The sequence below is a fragment of the Halorubellus amylolyticus genome, assembly GCF_034808145.1.
Classification (GTDB): Archaea; Halobacteriota; Halobacteria; order Halobacteriales; family Natrialbaceae; genus Halorubellus.
Genome location: NZ_JAXHGM010000012.1, coordinates 73220 through 92947 on the forward strand (window position 1 = coordinate 73220; position 19728 = coordinate 92947).

General features: G+C 62.5%; 19 protein-coding genes and 2 pseudogenes. 8 read left to right on the forward strand and 13 right to left on the reverse strand.

From position 1 onward, the window contains the following. Positions 1-41: 41 nt before the first annotated feature. Genes SM754_RS18380 through SM754_RS18400 form a run of 5 tightly spaced genes read left to right on the forward strand, consistent with a single transcriptional unit; the run spans position 42 to position 5618 of the window. The gene (locus SM754_RS18380; RefSeq protein ID WP_323677617.1) at positions 42-401 is read left to right on the forward strand and encodes a hypothetical protein; all 360 of its coding nucleotides are present in this window, start codon (positions 42-44) and stop codon (positions 399-401) included. Between the two features lie 16 nt (positions 402-417). Beyond that, positions 418-1194, forward strand: a complete 777-nt coding sequence (locus tag SM754_RS18385) for a hypothetical protein (protein WP_323677618.1) — start codon at positions 418-420, stop codon at positions 1192-1194. After that, complete coding sequence (locus SM754_RS18390; RefSeq protein ID WP_323677619.1) at positions 1194-2309, forward strand: hypothetical protein; 1116 nt, start codon at positions 1194-1196, stop codon at positions 2307-2309. The genes SM754_RS18385 and SM754_RS18390 overlap by 1 nt, the downstream gene beginning before the upstream one ends. Positions 2310-2331: 22 nt before the next feature. After that, a complete protein-coding gene (locus SM754_RS18395) occupies positions 2332-3693 on the forward strand; it encodes a hypothetical protein (RefSeq protein ID WP_323677620.1) in 1362 nt (453 codons plus the stop codon). After that, positions 3693-5618 (forward strand): hypothetical protein, encoded by a 1926-nt coding sequence (locus SM754_RS18400; protein ID WP_323677621.1) that lies wholly within the window; start codon positions 3693-3695, stop codon positions 5616-5618. Before SM754_RS18395 ends, SM754_RS18400 begins: the two co-directional genes overlap by 1 nt. Positions 5619-5749: 131 nt before the next feature. On the opposite strand, the gene SM754_RS18405 is transcribed toward SM754_RS18400, so the two are convergent. After that, positions 5750-5923, reverse strand: a complete 174-nt coding sequence (locus SM754_RS18405; RefSeq protein WP_323677622.1) for a hypothetical protein — start codon at positions 5921-5923, stop codon at positions 5750-5752. A gap of 187 nt (positions 5924-6110) precedes the next feature. On the opposite strand from SM754_RS18405, the gene SM754_RS18410 reads away from it, so the two are divergent. Then, positions 6111-8618, forward strand: a complete 2508-nt coding sequence (locus tag SM754_RS18410; protein ID WP_323677623.1) for a hypothetical protein — start codon at positions 6111-6113, stop codon at positions 8616-8618. 330 nt (positions 8619-8948) lie between these two features. Here SM754_RS18410 and SM754_RS18415 read toward each other — a convergent pair whose 3' ends face one another. The 4 genes and pseudogenes from SM754_RS18415 to SM754_RS18430 form a co-directional block, all read right to left on the reverse strand. Next, positions 8949-10529 (reverse strand): hypothetical protein, encoded by a 1581-nt coding sequence (locus tag SM754_RS18415; protein WP_323677624.1) that lies wholly within the window; start codon positions 10527-10529, stop codon positions 8949-8951. Positions 10530-10991: 462 nt separating this feature from the next. Next, on the reverse strand, positions 10992-11591 hold the full coding sequence (locus SM754_RS18420; RefSeq protein WP_323677625.1) for a hypothetical protein: 600 nt from the start codon (positions 11589-11591) through the stop codon (positions 10992-10994). A 363-nt stretch (positions 11592-11954) separates the two neighbouring features. Then, the gene (locus SM754_RS18425) at positions 11955-12743 is read right to left on the reverse strand and encodes a hypothetical protein (RefSeq protein WP_323677626.1); all 789 of its coding nucleotides are present in this window, start codon (positions 12741-12743) and stop codon (positions 11955-11957) included. Between the two features lie 335 nt (positions 12744-13078). Next, positions 13079-13713 (reverse strand): annotated as a pseudogene (locus SM754_RS18430) (IS6 family transposase). Between the two features lie 229 nt (positions 13714-13942). Between SM754_RS18430 and SM754_RS18435 the strand changes: the two are divergent. Continuing rightward, positions 13943-14377 carry a cytidine/deoxycytidylate deaminase family protein gene (locus SM754_RS18435; protein WP_323677627.1) on the forward strand — a complete coding sequence of 145 codons (435 nt, stop codon included), beginning with the start codon at positions 13943-13945 and terminating at the stop codon, positions 14375-14377. A 113-nt stretch (positions 14378-14490) separates the two neighbouring features. Here SM754_RS18435 and SM754_RS18440 read toward each other — a convergent pair whose 3' ends face one another. The 7 genes from SM754_RS18440 to SM754_RS18470 all read right to left on the reverse strand — a co-directional run bounded on the left by SM754_RS18440 (position 14491) and on the right by SM754_RS18470 (position 18359). After that, positions 14491-15000 (reverse strand): PIN domain-containing protein, encoded by a 510-nt coding sequence (locus SM754_RS18440; RefSeq protein ID WP_501993822.1) that lies wholly within the window; start codon positions 14998-15000, stop codon positions 14491-14493. Continuing rightward, complete coding sequence (locus tag SM754_RS18445; RefSeq protein WP_323677629.1) at positions 15001-15303, reverse strand: hypothetical protein; 303 nt, start codon at positions 15301-15303, stop codon at positions 15001-15003. A gap of 652 nt (positions 15304-15955) precedes the next feature. After that, positions 15956-16900, reverse strand: coding sequence for a hypothetical protein (locus SM754_RS18450; protein ID WP_323677630.1), 945 nt, complete (start codon positions 16898-16900; stop codon positions 15956-15958). Then, positions 16897-17328 (reverse strand): hypothetical protein, encoded by a 432-nt coding sequence (locus SM754_RS18455; RefSeq protein ID WP_323677631.1) that lies wholly within the window; start codon positions 17326-17328, stop codon positions 16897-16899. The genes SM754_RS18450 and SM754_RS18455 overlap by 4 nt, the downstream gene beginning before the upstream one ends. Beyond that, positions 17325-17711 carry a hypothetical protein gene (locus SM754_RS18460; RefSeq protein WP_323677632.1) on the reverse strand — a complete coding sequence of 129 codons (387 nt, stop codon included), beginning with the start codon at positions 17709-17711 and terminating at the stop codon, positions 17325-17327. The genes SM754_RS18455 and SM754_RS18460 overlap by 4 nt, the downstream gene beginning before the upstream one ends. Before the next feature lie 70 nt (positions 17712-17781). Continuing rightward, on the reverse strand, positions 17782-18045 hold the full coding sequence (locus tag SM754_RS18465; RefSeq protein ID WP_323677633.1) for a hypothetical protein: 264 nt from the start codon (positions 18043-18045) through the stop codon (positions 17782-17784). Next, positions 18042-18359, reverse strand: coding sequence for a hypothetical protein (locus tag SM754_RS18470; RefSeq protein ID WP_323677634.1), 318 nt, complete (start codon positions 18357-18359; stop codon positions 18042-18044). Before SM754_RS18470 ends, SM754_RS18465 begins: the two co-directional genes overlap by 4 nt. A gap of 265 nt (positions 18360-18624) precedes the next feature. On the opposite strand from SM754_RS18470, the gene SM754_RS18475 reads away from it, so the two are divergent. Beyond that, positions 18625-18882: a helix-turn-helix domain-containing protein gene (locus SM754_RS18475; protein WP_323677635.1), complete on the forward strand. Its 258-nt coding sequence runs from the start codon at positions 18625-18627 to the stop codon at positions 18880-18882. Positions 18883-18892: 10 nt separating this feature from the next. Here the strand turns inward: SM754_RS18475 and SM754_RS18480 are convergent. Beyond that, positions 18893-19507, reverse strand: a pseudogene (locus SM754_RS18480) (restriction endonuclease); the annotation flags it as partial. Positions 19508-19728 lie beyond the last annotated feature (221 nt).

A 19728-nucleotide genomic window follows, 5' to 3' on the forward strand; every position in this document is an offset into this window, starting at 1 on the left:
TCCCTTTACTCGCGTTATAACAAAGAAAGCGAGGAGAACATATGCCTGAGGACTACGGCGAGGCGACGTTCACGCCCATTCGGAACAGCGGTCAACTCTACGTCCCGACGGCGGTCGCACAGAACCCACGGCTCGGGTTCAGTCCGGGCGACGACGTCCGCTTCCGCGTCCTGGAGTGTGGTCTCCTCATCGCGTGGCGTGCCGGCGACCTCCCGACCGACGAACTCGCCGTCCCGCCACCCGACCCTGCCAGACTCCCATGGCCGCTCACCTCCACCGGCGCCACCTACGACGACCTCGCGAACCCCGACGGCGACGACGCCGATGACGAGGACACGCACGCCACGGTCGACACGACCGACGGCGACACGCACTCGACGGACGCACCGACACCCAACTAACTCACCACCATCACTCATGCATCAACCAACCTCACCTGATAGCGAACAGCAACGGAGCGAGATCGAGATGCTCCGCCGGCGCCTCATGAACGTCCTCCCGGATATCACCGACCAAGCCCTCTGGATGGCGGTGTCGAACTGGCTGCAAGCGACCGCCGACACAAGCCATCAGGGCTCGCTCGAAAGCCAGGTGCGTGGCGAGCTCGCGGAGCTGACGAGCGACCCCGAGCACAAGCTGTTCCCGCACGTCGGCGTCGACCAGCCCGAGGACGCGTTCCCCGACCGCTGCGAGGGCTGCGAGCACTACGGCAAGCACTGCCCAGTTCTCGCCGACCGCATCGGCAAACAGCACCTCAAGCGCGCCTACGACGCCTCGACGAGTGACGACGAACTGGCGAGCAAGCTCTTCGAGATCGCCAGTCAGTACGGCTGCGGCGTCATCAAGGACATCGTCTCCACTCGACGGGGCGGTATCGAGACGCAGAAACAGACCGGGCACGAACTCTACCAGCGCGCCATCGTCCACATCAAAGGCGACTGGGACGCCGACGACGTCGACCTCGACGGCGACATCCCCAGCGTGGACGACGCACCCGACGATTCGGTGGCGGACGCGTCGACCAACACCGATGCCGGGGCCGCGACGGCAGTCTCGCCGGGGACCGCCGCGCAGCAGGCAGCGCAGGCGGGGCGGGCGATGCAGACCAAGCCGCCGACGGAGGTACGCGAGACGGTCGAGCGCGTGAGTGCGGCCGTGGACACCCGTACTCAGGACGAGGAGGAGGCTGACTGATGGCGAGTGGAGGTTTTCTCGGGCCGCTCGCCCAGATGGGGCTGGTGGGGCTCGTCGTCATTCTCGGGCTCGTCCTCGCGTTCATCGTTGGGAGCAAGTGGCTCTCGAAGCAACTCAGCGACGAGGACCGCGCCGACACCGAAGACCGGATGCGCGACGAATCCAAGTCCGGCTCGACCAGCGAGCGCGTCGCACTCCGGGACCAGCCCAAGCGCTGGCCGGTCACCACGAAGCTCTTCTGGGCGGCCATCATCGGCTTCCTCGCCATCGGCGCCTACGGCACCTACGTCTACGCACAGACCGGGAGCCCGTCCTCCATCGCGTACGCGACGGAACTCACCGCCGGCGGGTACGCGGTGGTGCTCATCGCGATGGGCGTCTGGATCACGCGCAAACAGGACGCCAAGTCCGGGGAACTCACGGTCATCTACGAGCAGGAGAACGCGAACCACCAGGACTCGTACCAGTACGAGGTCGACCGCATCCAGAAACACACCTACGAGGAAGCCGGCGAGGAACGCACTGCGTTGCTCTTGCCGTTGCTCTCCGAGAATCGGTTGTTCGGGTTGTTCTGGAAGCGCCTGCTCTCGCACGACCAGCACGAGCTTCGGGACCGCGACCACCGCCGCCCCGAGGATCGAGCGCTCGCGAGGGTCGAGGTCGACGACGAATCAGTCACCTGGGACCAGGAGGCCAACGAACTCACGGTTCGCGCTCGGTCGCGGGATACCGTCGACAACCCGAACAAGCACTGGGACTACGAGTTCGCGCCCTCGAAACGCCGGAGCGAGGCCGAGGTCTCCCAGCTCCAACAGGACAAGGAGGAACTCCGCCAGCTGGTCCTGGATCTCCGCCGGCGCATCGGCATCCTCTCGGAGAACATGGCGACGCTGGAGACCGAACTCCAGAACGCCGACCACTTCGGGAGCGAGCGCCTCCAAGAACAGTTCAAGAACGCCATGGCGTTGACCATGGGACTGGACCGCGGGCAGATGGAGATGCTCCAACTCGACCCCAACAACACCGCCGACGAGACCGCCTCCGGGTTCGCCCCACATCCCGGCGCCAGCAGCCAGAACGGCACCGGGGGCGGCGACGAATCATCCGCCGACTAACCCACGATTCTCACGCACACAGATGGATGCAGATACTCGCGCCCACAGTCTCGCGCTCGTGCTCCTCGCAGTCGTCCTGGCTGCGTCGGTGCCGATAGGCGCTGCTGCCGGGCCACACCACAACGGGCCGCTCGACAGCTCACAGTACAGTCTCTCACCGAACAACACCACTACGACCACGACGACCGCTGCGGCGCCGAACAACTCGACGACCGGGGTGCCGTCGATGGCGTCGCAGGCACGCATCACGCCGACGATTCCGAACGAGGACTACGTCGGCGTCTCGGTCGTCGAGTCTGACGCGGTCTTCAACACGACCGGTGGGTTCGTCACGTTCACCACGTCGGAGCCGGTCGCCGCCGCCCGCGTCACGCAGAAGGGCGCGAGCGTGGACGTCCTCGCCGACGGCCACATGCTCCGCGTGCAGTACGCGGACGACGCCTCCCAACCCGGGAGTGCGACACTGTTCACCACCGAACTCTTCTTCGAGGACAACTCCACGAAGGCACTCCAACTGTATGCGCGGAACACGGGCGTGTCCGCGTCCACGGCTATCAACCCGGAGTGGCAGGGGCTCATCAAGCACGTCCGCGAGAACGCCGGGGACTCCGGCTACAACGCCACGCCCGCGGGCGGCCTCTCGTACGTCGAGCAGGTGGAGGACCGGGCGGACCTGTTCAGTGGCCTCCTCAGCGAGGACTTCAAGCGCTACCCCGTCCTGTGGCTCGCGAACGTCACCAACATCCCGATGGTCCTCACCTTCCTCGGGTTCCTGCTTGCGACAACGTACCTCTGGAAGCGCAAGTTCGGGTGGATCCTCTCCCGCCAGCAAGTGAGCGCGTCGATCAGCGCCATCATGCGCGCTCGGGGCCGCCAGGAGTACGAGGAGAGCCGGCAAGCCGCCGCTCAGCATCCACTCGCCGAGGTCGAGGGTATCGGGACGAACGCGTCGCGATACTGGATCTCGGAGCTGGGCGTAGAGACCATCGACGACATGGTCGAGATCGCGTGCAAGGGGATTGTCGCGACCGACGACACCGGCCGCGTCCAGACCGACGACAACGGCAACGACGTGCTCCTCACGCACGGTGTCGACGACCTCACGAAGGTCGACCCGGTGACCGAGCGCACGCTCCGTGAGGAGACGTGGTTGAAGCCCATCCTCGTCCAGAACCGGATGCGAGCGGAGACCGTGCTCGCGAACATCGAACAAGCACTGCAGGTCGCCGAGAAGCAGTACCGCAGGGGTAATCAGGTCCGGGAGACCCGGATGCAGGTCCAGGACCTCCTCGGTGAACTCCGGGATATCGACACGGGCGAGCAGACCGCGGCCATCGCGGCGGGCTCACAGAGTCGCCGCGTCCCCATGGGAGGTGACGACTAATGGACGACCCACACGAGATCGCAGAGCAGGAGCGGGAGCGCGACCCCGACGAGAACCGGGCCGCGATGTGGACCGTCCTCGTCTGGGTGTCCCGGCTCTTGGTGGGGCTCGCTGGGACGCTCTACGTGGTCCTCACGAAGGATGTCGTGACCGGCGTTGCGGTGACCGGCGTCGTGCTTGTGGCGTCGGTCCTCGTGCCACGGCTCCCGCGACTCGCCCGACTCGCCGCCGGGAAGGCAATCGGGGACCCGCGACAGTTCCCCTCCCGACTCCTCCGGGTCCTCGCGTTCCTGTTCATCCTCCTCGTGGTCGTGTCGGTCGCGTTCGTGCTGGGGCAGTCCGGCAGTGGTAGTGACGGTGGGACGAGTTCGTACTGGTTGTTCAACATCGTCTCCGCGGTTGTGGAGAATCCGGTGGTCATCATCGGGGCCGCGCTCTTCCTGTACTATCGGGCGTTCGGGCTGCGGCGGTCGTGGGCGGCGCGGCAAGCTGCGGACACGACGGGGTGGCTCGTCGAGACCGTCAAGCAACTGAGCGACGAGGTGCGGTCGATGACAGGGTCGGCGTTCGTCATCGTCTCCAGCGACGACACCCGCAAGGACATCGAACGCGCCGTCGACGACGGCCTCGACGCGAGCATCACCGGCGACTCACACGACCGCGAGCGCCCGGACTTCTACGCCAGCCTCAGCGACGTCGTCGACGTCGACGACGAACAATGGCTCACGCGCGCAGACGTCACCGAGGGCGCCACCGACGCCCACCGGCTCGCCACCTCGCTCGCCGACTCGAGCGCGTTCATGCCGACCAAGTCGGCGGCGGTCGCCCCCACGGAGCCCTCAGAGGCCGACCGCGCCGGCCTCGGCTCCGCGGTCGACGCAGAGCCCGAACCGGAACCACTCTTCGACGACGACGATGACGCGGACATCCCGACCGCATCGGTCGAGGACGACGTCCCCTGGGGCGTTACCGTCAAGGAGGAGCTGCACTCGTTGTGGCTGTCGTTGTCGGCGTCAGTCAGCAAGGGCCGCATCTACTGGGAGCTCGGCGTCCCGTACCTCGTGGCCGCGTGGCTCCAACTCGTCGCCGGCGGCTTCTGGGTCCAACCACTCGTGTATCTGGTGGTGCTCGGTGGGACGAGTCCGCTGGCGGCACTCGGCGTGTTCTGGGTGCGGAAGCGCATCCAGGACCGGCGTATCAGTACGCATCGGACGTCGAGTTCGGGGTCGTTCTGGACGGATGCGGGCGCTCGTGTGAAGGTCGTGGCCGCGCCGGACGTGACGGCGTACGTCGGGCAGACCGCTGGCGGGCGGACGTACGCGAGCTACGACCGCGAGGAGTTCGTCTCGGAGTTCAGTCAGCGTCTCTGGGAGATGACGCGCGAACACGAGACGCTCAGCCCGTCGATTCTCGAGCAGTACGCGCGGAACCTCAAGCAGATGAAGCCGAACCTCCACGGCCACCTCCAGAACACCGAACTCGTCGCCATCCGCGGCGACATCGCCGACACCATCGGGGGGTCGCAGGATGAGGTCCTCACGAAGTCACGCCTCGCCTACGAGGTCATCGAAGGCGACCGCGGCCGGTTGAGTTACGACCTCGGACACGACCCGAAGCTCGTCGCGGAGGTCTTCCGGCAGAAGGTCGAGGAGAGCCACGAGCTCGCGGAGGTCCAGAGCACGCGGGAGACGCCGGATGGCAGCGAGGTCACGTTGACGCTCGTGTATCCGACGACGAAGACGCGCCTGCCGGATATGACCGAGCTGCACTCGCGGTTCAGTCGCCGCTTCATGGGCGTTGCCGGCGAGCCCATCTACGAACTCCCCGACGTGGACCCACGCGAGGACCTCCAGGGGCACGCCGTTCCGGTCGACACGCAGACCATGATTCAGAGTGCCGGCGCGCTCCCACCAGTGGGAGGTTGATAGATACAGATGTTGAGCTCGACAAGACTGGGACATCCATCTCTGCCAGATTAGTATAAATAGTAGTTGAGGAGGATTGCATGCTGGGTACTCACCACAACCTATTTCGGCGGTTTCGCCCTCCTTCCGGATTACCTAAATACGATTCCGAATTTGTTGTTACACTCGCTACAAATGATGTTTTTCACGTTTTTGTGGGTGCTTGTCGTGGGCTTCACTTCTTTAACAGCACGTTTGTCTTGAGGAATTCCGAATTCAACAAGCTCACCACAGTCCGGGCAAGATTCAGCCGCGGTCTCAGCCATAACCGAAGACAACCACTTGACAACAAAAATCTTGTGTTCAATACGCATCTGTACTTCTCATCTGTTTCGGGTAGTTCTCTCACTGAAGGACCGGGGTTCTCCAGCAACTGTTCGAAGCGGAGTTCGGTCTGATTCCCCACGAGTGGTTCTCTCAGCCCCGAGTTCGATTCTCGGGCGTGGACATACGATGCCTTCTGATTCAGACACGACCTACGAGCATCTCCAGGCAACAGACACTACCGATGCCGGCACGGCGGTACGAAACCTCACCCAACAGCGCGCTGAGCGCGAGGCCCGGCGCCGCAAGAACGAACACCAGGTCCGCGTCCGCCAACTCGTGAACGAAGCCAAGAGCGCCTTCGCGAGGGAGAGCGAGTTCACGCCCAGCGAGGTCGTGACCGCACTCCACTGGCATCTCCGCCAACACCCTCGCCTCGGCGACCTCCTCTCGCCGGCGAACAGCGTCCTCGACGCGGAGACCCGGCGGAACGTCCGCCGCCACATGCAACTCCGCGACGACGGCCGAGCGCCCGCGAACGTCCGCCAGGAGTTCGTCACCCTCGTCGAACTCGGGAAGACCCTCGGCTACCTCTCAGCGATCACGGACCCGAGCGGGTATGCACCCGTCCGCATGGGCCCACTCAACACGAACCCGGGCAAGGAGAAGACGCCAGACGACATGCCGGTGTTCGGCCGGCGCCGCATCGGCCACGACTCCCTGCTCACACTCGAAGACGCCGCGGTCACAGTCAGCACGAAGTCCTGCGAGCATCTGGCCGCGTACGCGAAACCGCGGATGGGGAAGGACGCGACCATCGCCGGCATCTGCGGCGACCTCCAAGAGGCAGCCGACTACAAATGGGTGAGCCTGCACGACGACGGCCGGATGGAGACCCCGATGATCGCCATCCCCTGCGACGAGACACCGGTCCAGAACAGTCTCGAAGCCGCCGACAAGACCCCAAGGGCGTATCCGACGACGGTCTACTATCCCGCGATGGGCGACATCCCGGACTACCTGCCGGGGAACTTCGAGCCGTTCACCATCGGCATCGACGACCTCACGCCCGACCTCCTCCTCCGGTTCGCGCAGATCCCCGAGAGCGACAGTACGCTCGACGAGAAGCTGAGTCAGGCGCTTGAGGCGGCCCAGATGGGGCGCGGGTCGGTCTCCCAGCTCATCGAGAAGCTCCGCGAGTTCGCTGACACCGTCGAGACCACCATCGAGATCTCCGAACTCAAGAACGACCCCGACAACCCCAGCGAGACGATTCAGGAGGGCGAGACCGTCGAGTTCGAACTCCCCGCGACGCAAGTCCTCCAACAGATTGCCACGCAGATCGCGCGGCTCGCGGGCGAGGGCCTGCTCGCACGGCCGGGGGCGGACACGAACCTCGACATCCGCGACATCCTCCGCGACCAAGACTCCGTCGCGGTCCTGTGCTGTAACTATCTGTCGAACGCGCAGGCGGGGTTGAAGTTCACGCTGATGGACATCTTCGCGCGCCTCATCTTCAACGAGAAATCCGGCGAAGGCAGCAGTCGCCTCCCGCGGGTCGCGATGGAGGTCCGCGAGATGAAAGACGTCGCCCCCTCGAAGTGGGGCGACGTCGAGCACGTCGAACAGATCAAGCCCCTCCGCCAGACGCTGTTCCGGCTGTCGACGCGTGGGCAGAGTCGCGGCATCATGATGCTCGGCAGCACACAGAAGGTCACCGACCTGTACCGCTCGATCCGGTCGAACATGGGTATCGAGATCGTCCTCCAGCTGTCCCGGTCCGGCCTGAAGGTCTTGGACGACTCCCACCAGTTCACGCAACGCGAGCGCGAGCAGATTCTCGGCTTCTCGCCCGGCCAGGGGATGCTGTTCAACCCTGAATCCTCGGGGCCGACGTACCCGATCTACTTCTCGGGGGCGCGCTGCGGGCTTGGCGACAAGGACCGGGAGTGGCTGGACCGGTACGGCATCGCGTTCGGCGCCCGCCTCCGCGAGCACGACCGCGACGACTGGCAAGAGTCCGGCGACGAGGCGTACTGGATCAACGCCATCACGGGCGAAGTGAACGCCGTTAAGGACGACGGGAAGCCGCCCGTGGACGAGCGCCTGAAGTGGTATCTGCTCCCCGCGGATATCGAGGGGCTGACGCCGGCGGACCTGCTCGTGTGCCCACACGCGGGCATCGTCGATGAAGCACCCACGATACCGAGCGGTGGGGACTGGGAGACGCTCGCCGACGCGGGCGGGTCAGTCGCGGAGATCGTGCGGCGGGCCGCGATGTTCCAGCGGCGCGACTACCCGGTTCCGAGTGACCTCCTTCCCGAGAAGACGCCGTTCGCGAATCGGCACCGCACAATGACGATGCGCTCCGCCGAAGACGCACTCGAGGAAGCGATGGAGGACCGGATGAACGAGGTGGACGTCCCAGAAGCGTGTCGTGATTGGGTTGAGTTCCGCGACTCGAAGGTCGAGAACATGACTCAGGTGCTGATGGCGGTAGCTGAAAACGAGTACTCGAGAATCAGTGAGATTGCTGAAGAAGCCGGGATAGCAAGCGGGACAGTGAGCGGATACTTTTCTGACGGTGGGGAACTCGGCGAGTGCATCGAGGACACGCCGAATGGACAGCCATACTTGATCACACCGGTCGGGGAACGGGCGCTGGGCGTCGATTGGGAGTTTGTACTGAACGGGTAGGAAGCAAGCGGCTTCGAATTCTGTTCACGTCTGTTGCTGGCCTCTCTGAATCTGGAAAGCCGTGCGGAATGGCGTGAGAGCGCCTCTCAACAGTACCCGAATATCCCTTCAGGTTTCAGTTCAGGTGTGCGCGGGTGTACGTCCTACGCGATAAGGTACGGCGTCTTCCAGAAATCAGGTCAGTTCTACTCCACACCTTGGTGTCGGGTCGGGGGCGAGAGGTGGTTCACACCACACAACCACACCCCAGGCAGATATCTCAGGCCGAGCGGAAGCGAGGGCTGTCGCTGTCGACGCTGCGTGGTAGTGCGTGGAGAAGGAATCGCGTGGCTAGTCGCGAATGTTGTAGTCCTGGTAGGCGGCGAGCTGGTCGAGTAAGCCGCGCCCCGTATCTAGGAGTGGATCGTCATCGCCGGACGCGTCAGGTTCGGGCAGTTGGAGGTCGACGGCGTCGAGTGCACTGCGGACGTCGACGTCGGCGAGTGCCTCGCGGAGCTCCTGGCGAGCGCCTTCCACGTCCTCGGCCTCTCGAACGGCGTGTTCCCGGTCGCGTATCCGCTCTAACCCCTGGTTCGTCGCCGCCACATCGTCCTCCAACCGGCTCTCGTAGCGATCGAGCGCAGCATCGAGCTCGCGGTACGCTGCTTCGATGTCGTCGGCGTCCTCCTCGAACGCTCGCCGGAGCGCATCGTACGCCTCCGCCTGCGCGTCGCGGACGCGGTCGCGGATACGATTGGGGAGGTCGTCGTCGACGTACTGCTTGAGTCGCTCCTCGAGTTCGGTCTTGAACGCTGCGGGATACCGCGACTGGAAGGCACGAATCTCGACGGGGTACTGGCCGGCGAACTCCCGGAACAGTTCCTTGTGGGTCTCGTAGCCCTTCGCGCCGCGGACGTCGTCCTCAAGGCCGTCGGGCGTCTTCGCGGGATCGCCGGGGATGCCGTAGGCTTTGACCTGCTCCAAGGTGACGGCGCCGTGGACGAGTTCGACGTCGACGCCGCGGAGCGCGCCTTCGAGTTCGAACTTTCGAGCGGCGGAGACGGGCATGTCGGCGCCCTTGGCGTCGAAGTCCGAGACGATGATGACCGCGAGGTCCTGGTCGCGTGCTTGCGCGATGTCGAGTGCGCTCTGGCACATCGAGAGCGAGAACTCGCCACCGCCCGCTGGTCGGATGGTGGCGCCGTACTCAGCGGCGAGAGCTTCAGGGACGACGTCGGATTTCTCGCTCCAGATCTCGATGTACCAGTCCTGTTCGCGGAACTCGTCGATGTAGAGGCCCTCGTAGGCGTGTTCGGCGAGCGCGCGAGCGGCCGCGTCGAAGAGCGCGTCGACGTCGTCGAAACTCAACGTCGCCGGGCGGACCTCGTCGGGTATCTTCGCGGGCCGGAAGCCATCCGGGACGTGCCGGGCGAGCGAACTCGTGTCGCGTGCACTCGCGTCAAGGTCACGTGCAACAGTGGTGTCCGGGGATGGGTCGTCGACGCTCGGGAACGCCGTGGGCGTCGGCGTGGCGTTCTTCTGGTCCTGAATCTGGTCGTTGTCGACGAGCCCGAGGATACGCGCCCACTTCACGGCCTCCTTGAGCTCTTGCCAGCACTCGCCGGAGTTCTCGTACGGGTCGCCGTGGCGCGTCTCGTAGCCCTTGCCGAGAATCTGGTAGTGGAAGCCACGCGGGTGAATCTCGGGTTCGCCCTCTTGCTGGTAGATGTCGGCGAACCACTCGGCTTTCTCGAAATCTGCGGGCTGGACGTACAGCGGGTCGTTCTTGGTGCTCATCGCGAGCATGTCGTCGACGGTGATGTCGTCGCCCTGGTCGCGACGCTGCTTGGCGAGGGATTTCAACTGGTCGCGGAGTCCCTGGATGTCGCTGCGGTCGGTGACGAGGGTGTTGAGACTTGGTGGGCCTGACATGGAGTTTGGGTTCAGTGGTGGCTGAACGAGTTTGGGTTGCGAAAAATCCGCGGGGGGTGGTCTGCGGGGGGCGACGAGTGGGTGTCAGAGCCTTGGTTCCCGCAGGTGTGGAGAGGGCTGGTTGAGTGCTTAAGTTGGCGATAGATTCGCCGTATCACTTTGTTCTGCTGCGGGCAGATGGAGAGCATTCCATGTCGTAGGTGAAGGAGATCCAGCGGGAGAACCGCCAGCCGGAATAATTTATCTATGTATATATGGTGTATACGTAGCTGTTGCGCTGGAGACTCCAAGTATACAATCGCTCGCCATTGCTTCGAAAAGCCCCTCACGACACCCTCCACGCATACTAAGTATAAAAACAACTACACTATTGGCGTGTGTTGGTGAGGACACACGAACTGAAGGAAGTGATGGTAACGAACTACAAACTCTTGTAATACTCACAGCGGCCGGGTCGCTAGGTTAGTTGAAAAACGCCGTCTCCGTGAGTTCAAACGCCGCCGGTCCACTCTGATCATCTTGGCGCTCCGAGACGGAACCCCGCTCGGCCTGTATTTCCTTGAGCTTTGAGAGCAGCTCACTGGGCGTCATTTCGACCTCGTCCTCGTCGACAGACGGCTCCCCGTGATCCAACTCATGTGCAATAACGGCCTGCAAGAGCGTAATCTCGCGCTCGAGTGTGTCACAGACGTCGTCATACGCTGACGCGAACGGTTCAACTTCCTGTCCCAAATCGCTGTCACCAGGGGCATGCTCCGCCACCTCTGACAAATCCGATGTAAGAACTGACGTCATCGAAATCAACGCCCGGAAATCCGCTTCGGTATCAAGGAATTCCGAGGCGTCAGTCCGCATGGTCACCGCATTTGACCGAATATTCGCGCACAACTCCGCAATCGACTCTCTAGTTTCGTCTGAAATACTGTCGCCCGCCGTCTCCACCTGATCCTCAACCGCATCAACACGCCCCTCAATACGGCTCGTCCGCCTCACGAGCGTCTCAAGTCGCCCGAATCGGTCGGCGCTTTCCTCGACAGCCTCCCTCGGTGTATCAGGTGACATGCCAGAGACATTACAGCCAGGTAACTAATAAGCTAGGTGCCAGCGACAGTCACCACCCAATCGCCAACACGACAGTCGCCCGGCCCCAACACGACCCCTTGACCACCACCACATGCGCTCCGCACGTGCGGACGGCCTCCACGACCGGAAACAAGTGCATCTCCGCTCTGGGGGCTTCCAACCTAGTTCCCAGTCCTCAACGCTGCAGGCCATCGGCGCAGTCCCGCCATCAGACTTCGAAATTATCCAGACAACCGACATCCCATAGCTGGGCAATCTGGCGGAAGACGGTGCGACGGGACTCTCATGTCGGGGCCACGAGAGAATGCTGACCACGGGGCGTTCAAGTATTCGTCTAACTACTCAATACAGATGCCCGAAGTACCAGTCGGCGTTGTACTGAACGAGTAACACGGCGCCATCGTCACGAATTGAGAGCGATTCGCGGAGGTTGTTAAACGGTTCCGAATACGGTTCACACTCGGTGTACGTTCCGTCGATCGCTTGGACTACGATGTCCTGCTGTTGGGTTGTAAGGGAGTCGAGAACGATACCACGGTTATCGCTGATATGTTCTTTAAATTCGCCCGGTGAAGTAGCAACGAGTTCAGTCAAGACGGACGTGCTCGTGATCTCCACCATATGTTGCTCCTTGAACGTCAACCGTAGCAACGTGTCATCCCATTCTAGATAGTGTGTAGCACCATCCGGGATGAACACGGACTGACCCTGATCATCGGTCCGTTCGTACGCAAACACGACTGAGAACGATGTGTAATGTGGTGCATGAATGAGCCCTGAATTCCCTATTGCACTGCGGAGTGCTTCACGATCGGGAGCAGGTAACTCCGTGAACGAACGGACTGTCACACCATCCGAGACCGCTGATTCATCGATATCGATCTCGACTGAATATTCGTAACCGGTTGTCTGTGTTCCGTCGTGATCGGTTGTTTCGATACGGTAGTAGCGTGCACCACGTCCCGTGACCACGAAATCCGTCCCTGAATCCGGTGAGTAGTATCCTCGGGATGTAGATTCACCAGTATTCGCATCGAGTGCCTCGGTAACGGCGACTTGCGTAGCGTAGGGCAACGCGTCAAGAGGTGTGCTAAACTCGTTGGAAATGCCGGTCGCCGTTGCTTCTTGCAAAGAAAAGCCACCCTCGTCCGAGTTCGAACAAGAGTCCGATCGTGAAAACGACGTGAGACACCCAGCGGTGGCTGTAATGGCGATGCACCCTATCGCTTGAAGAGCTTGTCGCCGAGTGTTGTAATTTGGAGGGCACATCATATCAACCGGTTGGTCGCTCCAGTAATATATACGGCGGTGAACTATCCCTCATTTCGTTCATGACTGGTGTTCAATTCGTATGCACACTGCGCAGTTGATCCATCCAGCACTCTTTGGGACTATCTTGACCCGCCCATCCATATGCATTGAGATAGCCAGTCTCAACTACTGTCGCCCGGGCTCGATGGTCGCGTTCAGAGTAGCTGATTCCATGCGAAGGCGAATGAGTTGAGCCACTCGTCGACAGGTTCTGCTTCGGGTGACTGAAACCGTTCGAGAAGACGTTAGATCTGCGTTTTGCCTCTCGAAAGACACGTTCGACGCTGTTGCGATTTCCGTGGCGTTCGTAGTGGAGATCGAGGCCGTGACGGATGCAGGCATCTTTCAGCGAGGTCGCACCGTCGACGAGAAACACGGCATCGTCGACGTCGTGTTTCTCCCGGAGCTCCGTGAAGAACGCGGGCGCGAGCACGTTGGTTCTGGTCGGTCCGAGCTTCGTATGGAGCCGTTCGTTGGTTTCAGGGTCGACACAGGCGTACAGCCAGTAGCGCTCATCGTCAAGTTGAATCACGGTCTCGTCAACGGCGACGTGATCCGGTGATTTGCCGCCGTCTGGCTGTAGGTCAGCCTTGTGCACCCAGTTGTGAACCGTCGACTTGACGCGGCCAACACCAAACAGTTCGAGACCACAAACAGGATTCGAAAGCGATAGGACAGCAAGATGGAGCTGGATACTGAGCTTCATCAACGACACAGGTGTTGCTTCTCGCCCCACAAACCCTGACTCAATCTCGCTCAAACAACCGTTGAGGACGGTGTTTTTCGGCATAGAACACGTCAAAAATGCCGTTCCTCACCGTTCAGTGCTTATCCGAACACCGCCCCGCATTGAAGGGCAGCACCCTGAAAGAGTTCATCTGTGATGGTACCGGGTGGGTTTCGCCGTGAATACCCGCAATGGATCACCCGGCAGGGACACCTGCGAACCGAACCGTACTCGCCAAAGTCTGATGCAATCGGTTCAGAAAGCCTATTAGTCGACGGTCAGGCGAACGGGCATGGAGACCGCTCCGCTCTCGCCCGAAGACGAGGCTCTGATCGAGCACATCGTGCAGACGAACGAACGCACCTTCGACGCGGATTTCTTCGAGGGCGCACATATCGTGACCGCCGGAATCCGGATGACCGATGGCGCTCTGTACGAGGGAGTGAGTTTGCCCGCGTCCGTCGGTCGCGCATCGATGTGCGGGGAGCCAGTCGCGCTCGGCTCCGCGATCGCCGACGGGTACAGTCACGATGACGTTGACACCTGTGCCGCCGTCGCCTACCCGATGCCATCTCACGATGCCGACGAACCACGAGTCATCCCACCATGCGGGAGCTGCCGGGAGCTCCTGGCAGACTACAACGAACAGCTGCGCGTCATCGTCCCCGTCGATGGAGAGAACAAGGTCGTGAGTGCCATCGACCTGCTCCCGACTCGAACCTGGTGACGATACTGTCTCTCCCTGAATTGCGCGTGTGCGTCTCTACAGGCGGAGCAGGGTGAGTGCCTCGGGGCTTGACCTCGAGGCGGGTCACAGCGCAGCCAATCAAGTAGTCGTCGTTACTCACCGAGGAGGGATTCGGCGCGTTGGACGTACGTGTTGGAGTGCCAACTCCGTGCAGTACTGATTTTCTCGAGGTGGGTTCGAGCCTGCTCGGGCGTTAGGTGGTCGGTGCGGACGAGTGCAGACAGGAGCGTGGGTGTGGTGACGAGTCGAGTGTTCGCCAGTGAGGCGTGGATGAGGCCGAGTTGGTTGAACTCGTCGCAGAGCACCAGGTCTGCGTCGACGTCGTTTGCGAGCGTGACGGCGGCGTTCTCACCGTCATCCAGCGGGAACTCCGTATCGAGGTCGACGTCATGGACGGTCAGTGCAGCCGTGGTGTCGAGGATGCGCTGGGCACTCCGGCCGTGGACGTCGTCGTAGGATGCGATATCTTCGAGTTCATCGACAACCGCGGTTGGCACATGGCACTCGTACGCGTCAAGAGTTGTCTCGAGGAGCGTTGGTTCGGGTTCGGTAACTATACCGAGACTGACGAGGCCGGACGTATCTGCAATGAGCATCGGCATCTATAGGTCGGCGACGTCGTCGACGTAGCCCTCGTCGAGTTGCTGTTTCAGGACGCGGAAGTTCGCGGCTTGTTCGGCCCCAACGAGTGATTTCAGTTCCTCGTACGTGATCTCGTCGTCGTAGTATGCGGCCGCGATCTCCTGGGTGAGCGCATCGTCGTGGGCGGCATCCTGGAGGTACTCGCGGAGTGCGGTGACGAGGATATCGGTGCGGTCTTCGCCAAGGACGTTCGCGAGCGCGTCCGTTCGATCGATCAGCCGATTTGGCGCACGGAACTGGACGCGCTTCTTCTCCGAGCTCATTATGTGTACGTTGTGAGCCAACCCACTTAGCACTTCTCGTGTGTACAACGTGAGCGTCAAGGATCAGGCACGGGCCACACCAGCGCTCCCGTCCCTATCATCGACACCACCACCCGCTTGACAGACCCGCAAGGCGAACCCGCTACGGACGCTCTCAAGCGTCGCCCGATTCCGCACCACTACTTCAGCGTCTCCGTCACGATGACACACCGTCACCAAATCCTCACGCACCGTTGCTCGCGACACGGTCTCGCTCACCCACCCGTGCCGCGGCACGTACCAATGACGCTCGACGAGCGTCTCCAAACGGTGCAGGCGTTCGGCTACACTTACACAAATACGTAATTCGAGAAGCGGAACCACCAGGAGTGACAGGGATCCCATCTGCTGGAAGCGCGATGCCCGGTGGCGGTCAACCCAACCGCAATCAAGTAGCCGTCGTTACGCTGTCGTAACACGCTCACCAACTCGGTCGTAACGCACAATCACTCGTCCGGGACTCGCCGCATACTGGACGAGTCCCGGACGAGTCCCCGCACCAACCGCTAGTCGATAGATGCTTGCAGCGGCGGCGTCGGTGGAATCGTTTGGCGTGGTGATAGGTTGGGGCTATCGCCCACCGTGGTGTGTTACGGTCCTCGTCGTGGCCGTGTTACGACAGCGTAACGTCACCCCCGCCGTCGGTGAGCACGCGCTGTTCGCCATCACCCTCGCTGGCCGTCGCCGTCACCCCGTTGACGGCGTCACGGTCGCTGAACTGGCTAGTGTACTCGCGCCAGGCGTCGCGGTCGATGATGACGAGGTTCTGGTCGTTCCGCCGCGTGTTGCTGCTCGCGGGCGCGAACTCGAGGAGGTCCTTGCCGAAGCGGCCGATGAACTCCATCACGCGCCGCACCGTGTTCCGGTTCGGGTGTCGGACGTCGAGGCGTTTCGCGAGTTCTGGGGTGGCGATCTCGCGTTCGATGACGTCCGTGAGCTTCGCTGCGGACAGGTGGAGCTCATCGCCGTGTGGCGTGGCGTACTGCGCGAGATGCGGGAACAGGCGGGCGGCGATCTCCTGATTCGAGCTGAGGTCATGCTCGAACGGTTCGAGATTCGTGGCGGTGGTGTAGAGCTGATGGAGGGGCGTGAGGTCCTCAACCGAGGGGCCGGCTTGTTGGGCGGCGAGTTCGGCGGCGTCGACCTCGCCGTGGGCGACCTCCTCGACGCGGGTCTCCAGTTGGTCGAGCCGCGTGAAGACGTCGCCGTCGTTCTGCACGTGCACGTCGGCGGCCGCGCCGTCCAGCTCGCCGTAGACGATGTCTTCGAGGTCCCAGACGTCGGTGCGGAGGAACTCCAGGTCCGCGGTCGTCCGCCGGTCGACCGCCGCGAGCGCCCGCTCAGCACGTGCTCGGCGCTCGCGCTCGGCTTCGAGGTCGGTCTCGAGGGTGTCGACCTCCCTTTCGAGCGTGTCAACTTCGGCTTCGAGCTGGTCGACTTCGGTTTCGAGGGTGTTGACGTGGGCTTCGAGTTCGGTGATGCGGGCTTCGAGGGCGTCGACGTCGGCGACGCGCTCTCGGAGCGCGTCGAGTTCGGCCTGGATGTCTGCGTTGGTCATGCGTCATCACCACCGTGCGGGTTGGGGGTGGGGTGTGGGTGCGTGATTGCGGGGTGGGTGGTGTGGTGTTCGATGGTGGTGATCTGGTCGAGTTGGTGGGTTGCGGGGGTGGTGAGGTGGTAGTGTCTGTGGCGGGCGTCGTCGAGGTCGTGGGTGATGTGGATCCAGCCGCGGTCTTGGAGGCGGTGGGTGGTGGGGTAGAAGCGGCTGGTGGTGGGGGCGTCATCGTAGTGGGGGTAGGCGGTGAGGTGGGCGCGGATCGTGGTGGCGGGCTCACTCGCCTGCGGGTGCGTGGCGTCGAGCGCGTAGAGCGCGCGGAGGATGTCGCGTTGGAACCCGGAGAGGGTGTCGAACCGTAACTCCGGGTCGTGTTCGGTGTCGTCGGTGGTGGTGTCGGTGCTGTCGGGGGTGGTGGTGTGGTTGGTCATTGGTCGAGGAGTTGGCCGCAGAGCCGGCAGCGCAGTTGGTCGGTCGTCTGATCCGTCGCGGGGAGACACTCGTGGTCGTCGTCGACCACCCGCCCCCCATCCGCCCACGGCTGATTCCGCACACCCTCGTGCATCGTCGCCGTGGTGGGGGTCTGGCTGTCGGGGGTGGGGGTGATGGTGTCGCCCCACGCTTGGCGGAGGGCGGTGTGGGTGAGGATGAACCAGTCTCGCGCGTCGGTCTCGGTGGGTTGGATCTCGATGCGGGGGTCGCCGTCGTGCCCGGGCGTGATCTGCGTGACCTGGACGACGCCGAGCTGGGCGTGCCTGAGGATGGTTCCGGGGATGATGTGGGTGTCGCCGACGTGGAGTCCGTGCGTGGTCATGGGTGGAGGGTGCGGGTGGTGGTGAGTGCGATGGTGGTGGTGGTGGCGAGCGTGTGGCGAGTGCTGGTGGTCATCGTGGGTCACCACTGACGGCGCTGGGGTCGGCCTGGTCAAGCTGGGCGGCGAGACTCCCCTGATCGAACCCACCCGGGTGCCCGCGCTCACGACGTGCAGGCTCGTCGAACCCCTGGTGGCACTCGCGACAGTACCAGTCTTTGTCGGGGTCGACGGTGCGCTGGGACTTCGAGAACCCAGGACCGCGCCGATAGAGGGCCTCGGGACCAGCGTCGCAGTGCGGGCAGGCGTCAGTGTACCCGTACGCGGGGTCCGTCATCGCTCACCCTCCGACGCTCTGCGGGCGGCGTTGCGGCCCGCCGTCCACCCGGTCCCACCATCCGCAGCGTGGGCGACGACGTCGAGGCCGTGCGCTTCCGGGTCGACGTCGAAGGCGTGCCGGAGTTGGTGGGCGACGGTTTCGGTGATGTGTTGGGATTCGTCGGGGGTGGTGAGGGTGGTGCTCGTTTCGATGCCGCGTGCGGTGACGCGGTGGGTTTGGTGGACGAGGACCGCGGGTTCGTCGTGGTGGTCGGCGGGCTGTGCGTCGATCAGTGCGGGGGGTTTTTCTCCCGCGCTAGCATCCTTGTTCATGGCTGCGTCGGCTGGTTCGACGGAGCCCACGCGGGCCCGATGTCCCAGCATCGGGGCCCGCAGTTTTCGTGAGGACCCACGCTCGGAGAGCGGCAGGTCCGCGTGGCGCTCGCGTCAGTTACGCTGGCGTCATCCAGATACTTAGTGGTTACTGACGCTAACGTAATTCTAAGTGGTCTTGCACTCACTACAGTGCGCTGGATGAAAATTATAAAACGGCGTGGGGTTGGCGGTGCATACGATGCGGCCGTCTCTAACCTCGTGGATGACTCCGGTTGATCGGGACATCTTGGATTTACTCCAGAACGGGGACCGGAATGAGATGGTGCTGACTCCGAGTGTTCTGGCCGCGAACTCAGACTGGGACCAGGGAACCGTTCGAAACCATCTACTAACTCTCCGCAAGCATGGAATGGTGTCTTATTATGACAAAGACAGAGGGCTTCACCAACTGTCAGTTAGGGGGCGTGCTTGGCTGAACGGTGAGGATGACCCAGAGGGTGCTGACTTCGACGACGAGTAGGCCCTCTATATCATCCTTCAACGGCCTCTTCGACGATCTCGATTTCTTCGTCGGTGAGGCCGTAGAGCTGGTAGACGGTTTCGTCAATCAGGGTGTCAGTGCGTTCGATTTTTGCGTTGAGCTCGTCGGCACGTGCTTTCGTGTCCTTGTAGTTGGACAGACCTGCTTCGATGTCGTCGACGACCGGGAGTGTTAGTTTCTGGAGTCGGTCGATTAACGAGTTCGTCTTGGTCGCAGTTTCGCGGAAGCCGGCGAAGCCACCTGCTTCGTCGACGGCCACGGGGACGAAGGCTTCAATCAGGTCTGCCTGCAGCTCGGTGAGGTCGGTGATGCGGAGCGCTGGGAGTGGTTCAGTCTCGGTGTATCCCCACTGGTCGAGCTCGTGACCGTCGTCGGTGTCTGGTTTGTATCTGGCAGTCAATCGGATTTCGACCGTCGAGTCCGACTCTCGTTGCACGGTGGCCTTTCCAACGCGGAGGTTCGGCCGCTCTGCTGTGGTTTTCTGTAGGAGAGAGTCTGCGGAACCTTCGGGAGGTTGGGTAAGTCCAATCTCGTTGAGCGCCTGCCCTTCTTCATATGCACCGAGATAGTCTAGAAGTGAGAGGTTCAGGTCTTCGTGAGCCTCGTGGAAGTGACTGAGTTTGGTTGCCAGTTCTGACAGGATGTCGTGAACAAGTCGGTCACTACCTGAATGGAGCGCGGCCTCGGTTTTAGAAAGAATGGTAGTTTCCTCGGTTTCTCTGTCGATGTACGCACCTATTTCGTTTCTCGGCACTGTCTAGTTGAGCCAGTTTGAGGAACGAGCAGGTCGTTGAGTGATCTGCCTAGGATGCTCGCAGACCTGCT

Coding starts and splice junctions, on each gene's coding strand:
- SM754_RS18380 (WP_323677617.1), top strand. CDS start 42: ATGCCTGAGGACTACGGCGAGGCGACGTTCACGCCCATTCGGAACAGC.
- SM754_RS18385 (WP_323677618.1), top strand. CDS start 418: ATGCATCAACCAACCTCACCTGATAGCGAACAGCAACGGAGCGAGATC.
- SM754_RS18390 (WP_323677619.1), top strand. CDS start 1,194: ATGGCGAGTGGAGGTTTTCTCGGGCCGCTCGCCCAGATGGGGCTGGTG.
- SM754_RS18395 (WP_323677620.1), top strand. CDS start 2,332: ATGGATGCAGATACTCGCGCCCACAGTCTCGCGCTCGTGCTCCTCGCA.
- SM754_RS18400 (WP_323677621.1), top strand. CDS start 3,693: ATGGACGACCCACACGAGATCGCAGAGCAGGAGCGGGAGCGCGACCCC.
- SM754_RS18405 (WP_323677622.1), bottom strand. CDS start 5,923: ATGGCTGAGACCGCGGCTGAATCTTGCCCGGACTGTGGTGAGCTTGTT.
- SM754_RS18410 (WP_323677623.1), top strand. CDS start 6,111: ATGCCTTCTGATTCAGACACGACCTACGAGCATCTCCAGGCAACAGAC.
- SM754_RS18415 (WP_323677624.1), bottom strand. CDS start 10,529: ATGTCAGGCCCACCAAGTCTCAACACCCTCGTCACCGACCGCAGCGAC.
- SM754_RS18420 (WP_323677625.1), bottom strand. CDS start 11,591: ATGTCACCTGATACACCGAGGGAGGCTGTCGAGGAAAGCGCCGACCGA.
- SM754_RS18435 (WP_323677627.1), top strand. CDS start 13,943: ATGGAGACCGCTCCGCTCTCGCCCGAAGACGAGGCTCTGATCGAGCAC.
- SM754_RS18440 (WP_501993822.1), bottom strand. CDS start 15,000: ATGCCGATGCTCATTGCAGATACGTCCGGCCTCGTCAGTCTCGGTATA.
- SM754_RS18445 (WP_323677629.1), bottom strand. CDS start 15,303: ATGAGCTCGGAGAAGAAGCGCGTCCAGTTCCGTGCGCCAAATCGGCTG.
- SM754_RS18450 (WP_323677630.1), bottom strand. CDS start 16,900: ATGACCAACGCAGACATCCAGGCCGAACTCGACGCGCTCCGAGAGCGC.
- SM754_RS18455 (WP_323677631.1), bottom strand. CDS start 17,328: ATGACCAACCACACCACCACCCCCGACAGCACCGACACCACCACCGAC.
- SM754_RS18460 (WP_323677632.1), bottom strand. CDS start 17,711: ATGACCACGCACGGACTCCACGTCGGCGACACCCACATCATCCCCGGA.
- SM754_RS18465 (WP_323677633.1), bottom strand. CDS start 18,045: ATGACGGACCCCGCGTACGGGTACACTGACGCCTGCCCGCACTGCGAC.
- SM754_RS18470 (WP_323677634.1), bottom strand. CDS start 18,359: ATGAACAAGGATGCTAGCGCGGGAGAAAAACCCCCCGCACTGATCGAC.
- SM754_RS18475 (WP_323677635.1), top strand. CDS start 18,625: ATGACTCCGGTTGATCGGGACATCTTGGATTTACTCCAGAACGGGGAC.